At 60.7% G+C, this 13692-nt stretch carries 5 protein-coding genes; 2 read left to right on the top strand and 3 right to left on the bottom strand.

The window, feature by feature from the left end; translation table 11 throughout:
* Window positions 1–113: 113 nt before the first annotated feature.
* Together HMPREF3160_RS07950 and HMPREF3160_RS07945 are read left to right on the top strand one after the other, a co-directional pair.
* On the top strand, window positions 114–2717 hold the full coding sequence (locus HMPREF3160_RS07950; RefSeq protein WP_070491511.1) for an excinuclease ABC subunit UvrA: 2604 nt from the start codon (window positions 114–116) through the stop codon (window positions 2715–2717).
* 152 nt (window positions 2718–2869) lie between these two features.
* Window positions 2870–4423: an SLC13 family permease gene (locus HMPREF3160_RS07945; RefSeq protein WP_083285565.1), complete on the top strand. Its 1554-nt coding sequence runs from the start codon at window positions 2870–2872 to the stop codon at window positions 4421–4423.
* A gap of 105 nt (window positions 4424–4528) precedes the next feature.
* Here the strand turns inward: HMPREF3160_RS07945 and HMPREF3160_RS07940 are convergent, their stop codons facing one another.
* From HMPREF3160_RS07940 to HMPREF3160_RS10035, 3 genes are all read right to left on the bottom strand, one after another.
* On the bottom strand, window positions 4529–10150 hold the full coding sequence (locus HMPREF3160_RS07940) for a DUF7507 domain-containing protein (RefSeq protein ID WP_176744723.1): 5622 nt from the start codon (window positions 10148–10150) through the stop codon (window positions 4529–4531).
* A 164-nt stretch (window positions 10151–10314) separates the two neighbouring features.
* The gene (locus tag HMPREF3160_RS07935) at window positions 10315–13467 is read right to left on the bottom strand and encodes a type I restriction endonuclease subunit R (RefSeq protein ID WP_070507941.1); all 3153 of its coding nucleotides are present in this window, start codon (window positions 13465–13467) and stop codon (window positions 10315–10317) included.
* Between the two features lie 50 nt (window positions 13468–13517).
* Window positions 13518–13692, bottom strand: a 175-nt coding sequence (locus HMPREF3160_RS10035; protein ID WP_176744722.1) for a restriction endonuclease subunit S, incomplete at its 5' end; no start/stop codon positions are given.

The raw sequence follows: 13692 nt of genomic DNA, 5'->3' as shown, positions 1-13692 counted from the left end.
ACGCGATCAACTTGACATGAGGCACTACGCGGTTTTTCTAGCTACCACCACCCGCCACTGCAATCTAGAGACACCACCTACACCGGCACGGCCTACCCGATAGAGTGGCCACCATGACTCACGCCCAGCCCGAGTTCACGGTTCCGCACGCAACTCCGCACACGACGGCGCGCGCGGGGCACGATCCCATGATCCGGGTGCGTGACGCGCACCTACACAACCTGAAACACATCGACGTTGACCTGCCGCGCGACACCCTCGTCGCGGTCACCGGCGTTTCAGGTTCGGGCAAGTCCAGCCTCGCCTTCGGCACTATCCACGGCGAGGCACAACGCCGCTACCTGGAATCCGTCGCCCCCTTCGCCCGCCGGCTCATCGGCGGCGCAGTCAACCCGCGCGTCGGGTCAGTCACCGGCCTTCCGCCGACGGTGGCCCTGCAACAGTCCACCACCCTGGGCGGGGCACGCTCCTCCGTCGGCACGATCTCCAACATGTCGAACAGTATTCGGTTGCTCTTCTCCCGCTCCGGAAGCTACCCGGCCGGCATGCGGGAGCGGCTCGAATACGGCCGGCTCGATTCCGATGCCTTCTCCCCCAACACCACCGCCGGCATGTGCCCCGAATGCCAAGGAACCGGCACCGTGCACCGGCCCACAGAAGAGTCGATGGTGCCGGACCCGAGCCTGTCCATCTGGGACGGCGCGATCGCCGCGTGGCCAGGGGCGTGGCTGGGCAAGAACTTCCGGGACATCCTCGGCACCCTCGGCTACCCGCTCACCATCCCGTGGCGGGACATTCCACAAAAGGACCGCGACTGGATCCTATTCACCGACGAGCAACCGGTGGTTACTGTCCACCCTGTGCGGGACGAAAACGCCGTGCACGGTTCATATAAAGGCAAATGGCGATCGGTAGCCACCTACCTCACCGACACCCTCGCGGAAACCGAATCGGATAGGAACCGCCGCCGGGTGCTTTCCTTCATGCATTCATCAACATGCCCGACGTGTCAGGGCCGCGGTTTCCAGCCGGACACCTTGCAGGTCACCTACGCCGGTTACGCGATCGACGAATTCAACAACCTGGCACTGAAGGACGTGTTGGCCGCGCTGGAGGACCGCCTCCAGCACCTGGAAGGAATTGCTAAGCAGCAGTGGAACGAGCACGACGAGGCCGAAAAGCTACTACTGGATCAGGTGCTACCCACGGTGAGCGCCGCGATCGAGCTGGGGCTGGGGCACCTGAGCCTCTCCCGCCCGGCACGCAGCTTGTCCGCGGGTGAGCATCAGCGCCTGCGGCTGGCCTCTCAGTTGAATTCGAACCTGTTCGGCACAACCTATGTGCTGGATGAGCCCTCGGCGGGCCTGCACGTCGTGGAGCGGAAGGCGGTCTCGGAGCTTCTGCAACGCTTCATCGATGCGGGTAATTCGGTGCTTCTAGTGGAACACGATATGTCCCTGGTGGCCGGATGCGATTGGATCGTGGACATCGGCCCGCGCGCCGGCGAGCGCGGCGGTCAGCTGGTGTTCTCCGGCCCCACGAATGAGTTCCGCACCAAAGCCAAGCAGCTACGCTCCCCCACTGCCGCGGCTCTGAACGCGGACTTCCCCGAGCTGACGGACACCCCGGCCGGCACCGGTGAATCCATCGCCCTGACCGGCGTGCACGCGCGCGCTTTCGACGGGGCCGACGTCGACTTCCCGCTCGGCGCACTCACGGCAGTCACAGGTGTGTCGGGTTCCGGTAAGTCCACCCTGGTCATCGGGGTTCTGGCTGACGCGGCGGCCTGCTCGGCCAAGCAGGTGATCGGCGCGGATGAGGCCATCGCCGAGGACGCCGATGCTGAACTCACGCCAGGCTCCGAGCACTCCGAGGACTTCCGGGTGGATAACGCAACAGGGCTCGATAAGATCCGCCGCCTGGTTCACATCACCCAGAAGCCCATCGGCCGCACGGTGCGCTCCACCGTCGCGACCTACACGGGCCTTTTCGACCACGTCCGCAAGCTCTTCGCCGCAACACCCGAGGCTCAGCGGCGCGGCATGTCGGTATCGGACTTTTCATACAACACAACGAAGGGCCGCTGCCCCGAGTGCGATGGCGCGGGCAGCATCGAAGTTGAGCTGGTGTTCCTGCCGGGCACCTACACGACCTGCCCGGCCTGCCACGGCAAGCGCTATAGGCCGGAGATCCTTGAGGTGCAGTGGAACGGCCGCAGCATCGCGGATGTTTTGGCGTTGACCGTGGACGAGGCGCTAGAGGCTTTCGCGGAGGAGCCGAGGATTCTGCGCTCGGTCGAATTCCTGCACGCGCTCGGTCTGGGTTACCTGCGGCTGGGGCAGGGTTCCCCGGAACTATCGGGTGGCGAGGCGCAGCGCATCAAGCTCGCCTCCGAGATGCAACGCGGCTCGAGCCGCAAGCACAGCCTGTACCTCTTAGATGAGCCGACGACGGGGCTGCATCCCGCGGATGTGGACCTGCTGCTCGCGCAGTTGCGGCGCTTGGTCGATGACGGCGCGACGGTGGTCGTCGTTGAGCACGACCTCCGGGTGGTCGCACAGGCCGACCACGTCATCGACGTCGGCCCGGGAGCCGGCAATGAGGGCGGCCAGATCCTGGCCACCGGGACGCCAGCGGAGATTGCCCAGCAGGGTGTGCAGCCGGATTCACTCTCGGTGACGGCTCAGGCGCTGGCCGAGCGAGCTGGATTGCGGTGAAGTTCCCGGCGCACAGGGCAGCCCTCCACACCCCACTTATACACACAAGCTCTGAATAGCCCTCAAATAGGTACTTCTCGAAGCATTATTGCTGTCATAGGATTCAACCAGCAATCTGTGCTCCACATCACTAAGTACTTAAGAGGACAACCGTGTCTGCCGAATCTAACTCGACTGCGTCTGCTGAGCCGCAAGGGCAACAGCAGGATTCCGCGAACGATCCACTTGATCGTTCATCCCGCCGCAACTGGTGGACCTTCGCGCTCGGGCCCGTTGCGGGCCTGATTCTGGGCTTCATCCTGCCAGACTCACTGAGCTTTGAAGGCAAGGCCGTTGCCGGCATCGCGCTGTGGATGGCCATCTGGTGGATGACCGAAGCCGCACCGATCCCTGTCACGTCGCTGCTGCCGTTGGTGATGTTCCCGTTGTTCGGGATGGCGCCGATGGGCGAAGTCGCGGCACCATACGCTGACCCGGTGGTCTTCCTGGTGATGGGTGGCGTGATCCTCGGCCTAGCCACGGAGAAATCGCAGCTACACCTCAGGATCGCGCTGTGGACCATCCGCTTAGTCGGTACGCGGCCCTCGCAGATCGTGCTGGGCGTGATGATCGCCTCCGCATTCATCTCCGCGTGGGTCTCCAACACCGCTACCGCGGTCATCATGGTCCCGATCGCCACCTCGATCCTGAGCCTCGTACGCGAAGTCGACCCCGATGCGGCCAGCCCGCGCCTCGCCGCGTCCCTTCTGCTCGGTGTCGCCTACGGTGTCACGATCGGCTCCACCGCAACCCTCATCGGCCAGCCGCCCATGGCGCTCATGAAGGGTCACCTCGCGAAGAACCACGACATCGACATTCAGTTCGGCCAGTGGATGCTCGTAGGTGTGCCGTGGGCGATCATCATGACCGGGCTCGCGTGGCTCGTGCTGACCAAGTTCGTTTTCCGCCCGGAGATCAACGAACTGCCTGGTGGCAAGGAAATGATCGAAAGCGAATTCCGCAAGCTCGGCAAGATGAGCACCGCTGAACGCCGTGTCTCCTGGATTTTCGTGGCCGCGATCTTGTTCTGGGTTGTTGTGCCGTTCCTCAAGGACGTCGCTTGGGTTGCTGAAAACCTGCCGTTCCTCGCCCGCATCAGCGACTCCCAGGTCGCGATGGCCGCAGCGGTCGCATGCTTCCTGGTGCCCGCCAAGAAGCGTAGCGAAGACCCATCCGGGCAGCCGCTACTGCGTTGGTCTTCCGCGAAAGAAATCCCGTGGGGCCTACTGTTGCTGTTCGGTGGCGGCTTGTCACTGTCCGCGATGTTCACCGCTACCGGGTTCTCCGCGTGGATTGGTAACCAGGTGACCGGCTGGACCGCCCTGCCGAAGGTCCTGATCATCCTCGCGATCATCCTGGTCGCGCTCGTGCTCACCGAGCTGACCTCCAACACCGCGACCGCGGCCGCGTTCTTCCCGATCTTCAGCGCCGTCGCCATCGGCATGGGCATCAACCCGCTGTTCATGACGATCGCCGTGACCCTAGCTGTGTGCTCGGCCTACATGCTGCCGGTCGCAACGCCATCCAACGCTGTCGCGTTCGGCTCCGGCGAAATCACCATCAAACAGATGGTCCGGGCAGGTATCTGGCTCAACCTCATCTCCATCGTGATGGTCATGGTTATGCTCTACACGCTCGTGCCACTCGTATTCGGGGTTTCGCTCTAACGCACAACGCGAGCACCGAACACTCCCAACAAACGGGACGGGCCGGCAACACCATTAGGTGTTGCCGGCCCTTCCCGTCATTTCAGCCAGTGGGCTGGGTCGCCACTAGTTGCGGCGCTTACGGCGTACCAGCACGAGCGCCACGCCAGCGGCCACCAGGCCAAGCCCCGCCAGAACAGCGACCGTCACCTCAGCACCCGTAGTAGCCAGCCCCGGCTTCCTACCCTCAGGCGCCTCCGGAGCCGGCGTCTCGCTAGCCTCCGGCTCGCTTGGTGCCGGTTCGCTTGGATCTTCCGGCTCACTTGGCGCAGGCTCGTTTGGCTCCGGTTCACTCGGCGCAGGTTCGCTTGGGTCGCCCGGCTCCTCTGGCGCAGGCTCGCTCGGTGCCGGTTCGCTTGGGTCGCCAGGCTCGCTCGGCGCTGGTTCTTCCGATTCACGTGGCTTTTCGACCGTGATCTTGGCGTTCGCCTCGTTGGACTTCACCGGTGTCCCGTTGTTCGTGGTGCCGGATGCGGTGGCTGTGTTAATGACTTCGCCGGCGTCCGCATCGGCCTCTGTCACGGTGTATTCACCGGACACACACGTGGTTGATTCGCCCGGCGCGAGGGTTTCGGCCTCGCATGTGACCTCAACCTCGGCATCGGTGAGCATCGCGTCATCCAGCTCGATGCCGTTGACGGTGAGCTTGCCGGTGTTGGTCACGGTGAAGAGGTACTCGACCTTGTCCCCGGCCAGGTAGCTGTCCTTCTTATCCTTGACGGTTTTCTCCAGCTCTAACTTCGGGGTTGCGACCTTGACCTTGGCTTCTGCCTCGTTCGACTCGACCGGCTCACCCGGGACCGTGGAGCCGGTCGCTTTCGCCGTGTTGACGTATTCGGTCTGGCCCTCAACGTCCTCCTTGGTCAGAACGTGCGATGCGGTGCAGGTAAACGATTCCCCCGGAGCCAGCGTGGTGTTTGCCTCGCCGCAGTCGAGATCCTGAACCTTCGGGTCCTCGACCGTGACGTCCTTGACGGTCACGTTCCCGTTGTTGGAGACGATGAAGCTGTACTCGACCTTGTCGCCCACCGTGAGCGGTTCAGGCGCCGGTTCGGCGTCTTCAGCCCAGTTGGTGACGGTCTTCTGAAGGCTCAGCGATGGCTCACTCTTCGGGACGGTGACAGTCGCGGTGTCCTTCGAGCTGACCTTCTCGCCGCCCTCCGGCTTCGAAGAACCCGTCAGGGTCACGGTGTTCGGTAGCTCGTTGCCAGCATCCACGTGGTCCTGGGTGATCTCGCTTTCACCCGTGCAGGTGAATTCGGCACCCACCGGCAGGGTCACGTCACCGGAGGCTACATCGATCTCTTCCTCGCCCATCGTGCAGGTCAGTTCAATGTCGCCACCGGCCCACTCATCGGCGAGCTTCACGTTATACAGGGTTACGTTGCCGGTGTTCTTGCCGGTGATGGACCATTCGGCCTTCTCACCAGCCTTCTTCATAACTGACTTCTGACCATCAACAGTCTTGGTCACCTCAAGCGCGGGCTTAGCTTCCGGCACAGTGACGGTCGCCTTGCTGTGGTCTTCTACAGGGAGTTCTTTCTCCTCGCCGGTGGTGGCGGACTTATACAGGTATGCACCGGTCACATCGGCGTTGTTAGGCAGCGTGACTTGTTCGTCCACATCGTCCTGGGTGACGGTGTAGGTTCCGATGCACTCATAGGTGTCCCCTACCGCGAGTTTGGCTTCGCCGTTGAGCAGGTCCTCAGTCGCGTCCCCCGCGTAGTCGCTGCCAGTTTTCGGCGTGATGGTGCACGTCAGGTCAAGAGGGTCCTTGCCTTCGGCCCAGGTGTCGACCAGCTTGACCTTTTCAAGGTCAACGTTGCCGTTGTTCTCACCGGCCAGGGCGAACTTCGCCTCACCGTTAACGGCTACCTCGTCAGAGTCCTTACCGTTCACGGTCTTCTTGAGGCTAATCTTCGGGGCTGGTTTGAACACACCGAAGTCATACTTACTGTGGGTTTGAGGCTTGTTGGCGTCATACTTGTCCGGGTTCGGTTCGGTCACGGTGATGACCTGGCCCGTCCAGGAGCCGGCATCAGTGTTCTCGCCCTTACCTGCTTGGGTGTTGATGTCGGTTTCCTCCAGCGGGCTCACCACTACGCGGTAGTCGCCCCGCTTGAGAGACTCGAACGTGTAGTTGCCGTCCTTATCACTCGTGGTGGTCTGGACAGCGACGGGTTCTCCGTTCTCGTCTTTCTTGATCTCACCGTTCTCGTCCACTTCGTAGAGGGTCACGGTGTAGCCCGGCAGGTTCTTCTCGCCGTCTTGCTGCTTTTCGTCCCGGTTCGCGTCGTGGTAGACGGTACCGGAGATCTTCGCGGCATAAACCTCAGTCTTGACCGGGTCCGGCTGCGGAACAGGCAAGGCCCCGACGCCGGTGGTGTCGGCGGTCTCGCCGCGGACAGCGTGCATCGTGGCGATGCCCGTGGAGTTCACGTACTTATCGCCGTGCTTATTGCCGTACGACTCAAAGTCCAGAACGTATGCGTCCTCGGACTTAGGGCTTAGCAGCGGGCTATCGAAACGCAGCGCCGTGATGTGCTTGGCACCCGGCTGGGCTTGGGCCTCGATAACCTCCTGGGTCAGCAGCTCCCACTTGGTTTCGCTCGGCTTCTTATCGATATCGCGCTTGGTCGCCCGCGAGGCATTCACGCACGCATCGAGGTCATCCTTGCCTTGAGCGTTCGTTGGGCATACAGACACCGTGTTCGGGTCATCGTAGGTGTAGTAGATCTCGTGGCCCTCGGCCGTGTTTGAACCGGAGTTCTCCGGGACCTTGCTCAGCCAGTATTCACCGCTGAACTTGGTACCGCGCCAGTCGCCGTTGAACGGCAGCACGTCGATGAACTGGGTGGCACCCAGCTGTGCCTCGGTGTAGTTGCTGAGCTTGAGCTCGTGCTGGAAGGCCGTGTCGTGGTCCACGAGTTTGTCTTCGGTGGACTTAGCCAAGCCAGCCGCCACCACGTTAGGGACCGTAAGCGTGGACAGCGAAGCCATCGAGTCCAACGGCGTGTATTCCTTCGCCGCATCCTGAGCCGGGGTGAAGGCCCCCTTGCTGGAGGAGGACTTGATGGTCCGGTCCTTCTTCAGCGCCGGCATCGCCTTATCAAGATCCAGCTCCGGGGTGCCGGTGATGCGGTAGGAATGGACCACATCGAAGGACTGGCGCGGTCCAGACCACACCGGGGTCACTACCGTGAACGCTGGCCGCGGCTGGCCGTTGTCCCAGGGCTGGAAGAACACGGAAGAACTTGCGGCGTTCTTGGTGGCCCAGTCGATTGGGAAGAACGGGTCATTATTCGGATCATCGGTTTCGTTCTTCTGATCCGAAAGCGCCCACGTGCGCTCAATGTAGTTGTCCTTGGACGGGGCGCAGTCGTTCGGGTTGTTCGAGATTTCGCCGCGGTGATACGTCATGCCGGGCGAGAGCGTTTCCTCGTCAGCGGTCACACACTTGGACAGATAGATGCGCATGTGAACGCGCGTCGGGTTGCCGTCAGCGTCCTTCGAGTTCACTGCCGCGAGCGTTCCGTTGTTCACCACAACCTGCCCGGCGGTGGTGAGCCGCTGCTTCTGCTCGCCGATACCGGCCACGCGCGTCTCACCTAGGGTGCCCCAGATGTCGCGGACGCCGGCCGCTGGCTTCTCCGCGAGGATCGTGTCCTGCATACTGCCGCGGACCTTCTTATCGCCGGAGTAGACCGCACCGTAGTTGAGGGTCTTGTAGTACTCGGCATCGCCCTTGGCGGCCTTCACCGTCGGCAGGGTCGAGACCACGCGAGGGTCACCCGTGGTGGCCATGTACCGGAAGGTGGTTGGCTGCTGGATAACGTTCTCGCCGGGAATCACGATCTTGATACCAGCGATCTCGTTCGGCTTCATGCTGCCCGGCTCTGCGAAGGTGTTGCCCTTCACGCCAGCCGAGGCATCGTAGAACACTTCCCAGCCAGCGTCACCGGCGCAGTCTGGGTCTCCGCCGTTGGTTTTGTCTTGCTTGGTGATGTACACCTTGGCGTCCGGGAACACGCTTTCGATGTTGACCTTGCCGGTGCCTCCAATCTGGATGGTTGGCACGTAGGTGTTGCCGGTAGTAACAACGCGTTGGGTGCCCGGCTTCCATGCGGCACAGATGGTCGGGTTGTCTTTGACGTCAGCTGGAGTGACGTTCAAACGCACGTTCGCGCTGGCCAGTGCCTGCTTATAGCCGAAGGCTTGCTTGCCTTTTTCTTCGGTTTCTACCCAGTTGATGCCGACGTCGTCCTTAGCGGACGGGCAACCGTTCGGGTTGGTGCACTTCCACTTGGTCAGGTCCACAACCTGCTTGGCGCAGTTGTTGTTCGGGAAACCGTACTGGCCTGCGAGCAGGCCCTGCTTCTCATCAGCAGTGGATGCGCTGCATTCACTCAAGCCGCCTGGGTCAGCGGTGTTGTTGCCGAGCGCTTTATTACCCACCGTGGTTGGGATGTTGGATGGAACCCCGCGGCTGTCTTTCACGCGCGTCGGCTTGCCGTCTTTATCAACGATGTCCATGCGAGTAGTGAACGTGGTCTTACCGCCCGGCAGACCCTCGGTAGGGATCAGGAAGCGGAACGGCGGGTTGCTTTTATCGTATTTGCCGTCGATGTACGGGTTGCCGTTGGCGTCAACCTTGGCTTTCTGCCACGGGCTGCCGTTATAGGAGACGAGCACATCCTCGGCCTTGAACGGCGCATCGGCTGGCATCACGAGGGTGTAGCGGCTGATGGTTTCAGGGTCGATCGGCAGGATGCGGCCGTTCGGGGTTGCGCTGTCCGGTGCCGGGCTGTGTTTCTGGTCGCTCGGGTAGGCGGGCAGGCCGGAGCGGGCGCTGATGCCGATGTATTCGATGCCGTTACGGGTGGTGGTGTTGACGCCGCTTTCTGGCTCGATGAGGCGCTGATCAAAACGCGGCTCAACCAGTACGTTGAGTTTCTTGTTCGCTACCGCGGTGATGAGTTTGGTGCCGTCTTCCTTGACTGCTTTGAGGCCGAGGTTGAACGTGCCTTCAGGGTTGGTGCCGTCCGAAAGCTGCATAGAGGCGATGGTGGAGGCGGTGAGCTCGAGCGAGACGGTCGCGTTGATGTTCGGGTCCGCTTTCACGGTGACAACACCGTTGGCATCGACTGTGGCGGAGACCCCGCCGTAGTTAGCGGAACCGGTTTTCAGGGTTGGTTTGACGGTTGGCTCAGGCAAGCCTGCGGCGCGGGCTTCGGCGGAGAGCCAGGTTGGGGTGAGTTTGAAGGTGCTAGGTTCGCCAGCGGTTTTGACGTTGAGGTCGATGCTGTAGTGAGCGATGTCCCCGGCACAAATATTGCCATCCCGCGGGGTGTTGTCGCCGGGTTCGTAGCCGTTAGCTTTCGTGATGATGCAACCAGCCCCACCGTCGCGGGCGAGCCGGAGGCCGTACTGGACGTTGCCGTCCCCCAACTCGACAGTCTGAGTCTCACCGGGCGCGCCGAGCTCACCTGGAGCTTCCGCTTCGGTTGCCGGCGCAACCGTTTCGATTGAGGTGGCTTCGGCAGTGGCGGTGGCGACCGCGCCGCTTTCAGCGTCGGGTGTTGCGGTTGCTGGGTTTGGGAGCGCCACCGTCATGCCGAATACGAGCGCGAGCACCGCGAGCGCGCTACCCGTTCTCCTATATAGAGGGGACGTTATTCGTGTGAACATAGGGCGTTCCTTAAACATGTGGCGGCGCCATGGCGACCGGGTGGCGCAAAATCTGAGCTTTAACCTTCAAATCAATCTTGACGTTAAAACCCAGGAACTTCAAAGGCAGCTCTAGAGAGGTTCACAACATAACAACATAAGGGGTGTTGCCTTTGATTCTTTTCTCACCCGAGGGGTTCGTAGCGTTCCAGGAACTCGGTCATCTTGTTGAGCACCCGTTCTTTGATTTCGGCGCGGCTCTCACCGTCGGCAGTTTTGTTGAAGAAGCTCACCGGCGGCAGCACTTTGCCGATGTCGGTTCCGATACGGGGGACTTCCCCGGCGTTGAAGGCGCCCTCCATGAAGTCCCGCGCGGCGGGTTCGCGGAGTCGTTCTTCTTCGATGAGTGTTCCGAGTTCTTGTTCGCGGCGTTGGCTGATGAACGCGACCCATTGTTCGGCAACGCTCGCGTCGGTGTTGACGAGTTCGATGAAGTCCATAAACAGGTCGCGTTTATCGCGTAGGGTCGGGCTGGATTCAACCGCCTGCAGTACTTGTTCCTTGTACTGGTAGTCCGGAACCTGGGATTTCAGCATCGGTTCGCGGAACTTCTCGACCAGCATGAGGATGTAGTCGACGTTGACTTCAACTTGCCGGAGTAGCTCGATCTCGAATACGAGTTCAAGCTGTTCCGGCTGCGGTTCATCCGCATCGGCATCCGCTCGCATCTCATCCCGCACTGCGAGGTAGACGCTCTGCAGGTCTTGAATCTCACGCGGGGTGAGGTCGTCATCGTCAGGGAACTCATCGAACCCAGCCAGCAGGTTCCTCAGCCGTAGGATCTCGCCGAAGACTTCGACGAAGCGTCGCTGTTCGCCTTCGCTTGCGGGCATCCCGGTGCCGGGCGCGTGGAAGGCCAGCAGCTCTGCGACTTTGAGGCGGTACTGCTTCAGGTAGTGTTCGTATGGCTCAAGCAGGGCGATGCCTTGTGCGTCAGCGTTCCCGAACAGGGCGAGGGCGTCTTCGGTGTTCTCTTGGAGGTCGCGGAAGCACACGATGTTCCCGTACCGCTTGACCTGGTTGAGGATGCGGTTCGTGCGTGAGAACGCCTGGATCAGGCCGTGATACTTCAGGTTCTTGTCAACGTAGAGCGTGTTCAGTGTTGGCGCGTCGAAGCCGGTGAGGAACATATTCACGACCAGCAGTAGGTCTATTTCGCGGTCTTTGACCCGCATGGAGAGGTCGCGGTAGTAGTTCTGGAAGTTGTCACCGTTCGCGTCATAGCTGGTGCCGAAAATCTGGTTGTAGTCGGCGATGGCGATGTCAAGGAATTCGCGGTTCTCACCGCTGAGCCCGCGGGTGTCGAACCCTTCTTCCGCGAGAATTCCAGCTTCGGGGTCTTCGTTGGCTCCGTAGCTGAAGATCGTGGCGACTTTGAGCTTCTGGTGTTCAGGCAGCTCGGCCTGCTGGGCTTTGAACTCGTTGTAGTAGAGCTTGGCGGCTTCCACGGATTGAACAGCCATCATCGCGTTGAAGCCGTTGACACGCCGCTTGACTGTTAGCGCCTCACTACCCCTGCCACGTGTGCGAGCCACGTCTGCGGTGTTGCTTGTGACGGTGTGGATGTAAGTGGTGTTGGATTCGCCGGCTTGGGACAGGCGGCGGGTGTGTTGGTTGAAGTGTTTGAGGATGTAGCTGGTGACGGCGCTGATGCGTTCGGGTGCCATGAGCGCGGCTTCTTCTTGCGCGCGGCTCGCGTCTTCAGCCACAGGTCCGCCGGCGCGTGCCAGCACGTTGTTGTATGCGAGTTTGAATGGGAGGACGTTTTTGTCTTCGATCGCGTCAACGATTGTGTAGGTGTGGAGTTGTTCGCCGAAGGTTTCTTCGGTGGTGCGCAGTATTACGCGGCCGTCGCGTGCACCGTAGGATTTGCCTGCGTTGTCACGGAAAATTGGGGTTCCGGTGAATCCGAAAATATTGTATTTTTTGAATTTTTTGGTGATCGCGTTATGCATTTCACCGAATTGGGATCGGTGGCATTCGTCGAAGATGATCACCGTGTGTTCGTTGTAGATCGGGTGTTTCGCGTTGGCTGCAACGAAGTTGGAGAGTTTTTGGATGGTGGTGATGATGATGCGCGCGTTGGGGTCCCCCATTTGTTGGGTGAGGATTTTGGTGGACGTGTTGGAGTTAGCGGCACCTTTTTTGAAGCTGTCGTATTCCCGCATGGTTTGGTAGTCGAGGTCTTTGCGGTCCACGACGAATAGGACTTTAGGGTTACTTGGGAGCGCGGTGGCGAGTTGCGCGGTTTTGAAGCTGGTGAGTGTTTTACCGGAACCTGTGGTGTGCCAGATGTAGCCGCCGGCTTGGGTGGTGCCGAGCATTTTGTTGTTGGCGGCTACGTCGATGCGTTGGAGGATACGTTCGGTCGCGGCGATTTGGTAGGGCCGCATGACTAGGAGGTTGCCGTCTTCGCGGAGTACACAGTATTTGGTGAGGATGTTGAGGATGGTGTGTTTGGCGAAGAAGGTGCGGGTGAAGCCGTTCAGGTCTGGGATGACTTTGTTGTGGCTGTCTGCCCACCAGCAGGTGAAGGCCCACGTGTTGGGGGTGCGTTTGGTGTTGTCGGTTGGTTTGGGCCGTGTGGTGTTGGAGTAGTACTTGGTGAGTGTGCCGTTGGAGATGACGAACACTTGGACATAGTCGAAGAGTCCGTGGCCGGCCCAGAGGGATTGGTTTTGGTAGCGGGCTATTTGGTTGAACGCTTCGCGGAGGTTGACGCCGCGGCGTTTGAGTTCGATGTGGATGAGTGGCAGCCCGTTGACGAGGATGGTGACGTCGTACCGGTTGGAGTGGGTCGCGGAGCCTGGGGTGGTTCCGGCGTCGACGGTGTATTGGTTGATGACTTGGAGTTTGTTGTTGTGGATGTGGGTTTTGTCGAGGAGCCGGATGTTTTTGGTGGTTCCGTCTTCGCGTTGTAGCAGTTGGGTGTTGGCGTTGTGGAGGCGCCAGGTTTTTTCTTTGGGTCCTTCGTTGGCGCTGGCGATGGAGGTTTCGAAGAATGTTTTCCATTCGGCGTCGGTGAATTGGATGTTGTTGAGCGCTTCGAGTTGGGTGCGGAGGTTCGCGATGAGGGCGGTTTCGTCGCGGATTTCGGCGTATTCGTAGGCTTGCGCCTGGAGTTGTGCAATGAGGGCGTCTTCGAGTTGCGCTTCAGACTGGTAGGTGTCCGATGCGGTGGTGTCGGCTTCGTAGGTGGCGACGACGGTGGCTTCGTCGCTAACCGCGATGGGAGCGATCTTCCCGCGGTTCAGATCCTCGACTGCGGATTTCTCCATTCTTGCCATTCCCCTACCCTGCTCTGCTAAACCTCAATTGGAAGCGAGTTTTATGCCGCTTCTGGTTGCAGCTCGTTGAACGTCAATAGTTTGTCTCGATAGTACTCATACTGCTTCCGACGAGCCTCAATCTCGGCAGGCAAACCGGACGACAAGTCATTCACGAGCGCATCAAACTTATCGAGGACATCAGCGATCTCCCGCTGCACCTCAATCGGCGGAACC

It is taken from the genome of Arthrobacter sp. HMSC06H05, from assembly GCF_001807395.1.
Lineage (GTDB): Bacteria > Actinomycetota > Actinomycetes > Actinomycetales > Micrococcaceae > Pseudoglutamicibacter > Pseudoglutamicibacter albus.
The sequence above is the reverse complement of the archived record's forward strand: the minus strand, read 5'-3'. Positions and strand labels throughout refer to the sequence as shown.

Coding starts and splice junctions, on each gene's coding strand:
- HMPREF3160_RS07950 (WP_070491511.1), top strand. CDS start 114: ATGACTCACGCCCAGCCCGAGTTCACGGTTCCGCACGCAACTCCGCAC.
- HMPREF3160_RS07940 (WP_176744723.1), bottom strand. CDS start 10,150: ATGTTCACACGAATAACGTCCCCTCTATATAGGAGAACGGGTAGCGCG.
- HMPREF3160_RS07935 (WP_070507941.1), bottom strand. CDS start 13,467: ATGGAGAAATCCGCAGTCGAGGATCTGAACCGCGGGAAGATCGCTCCC.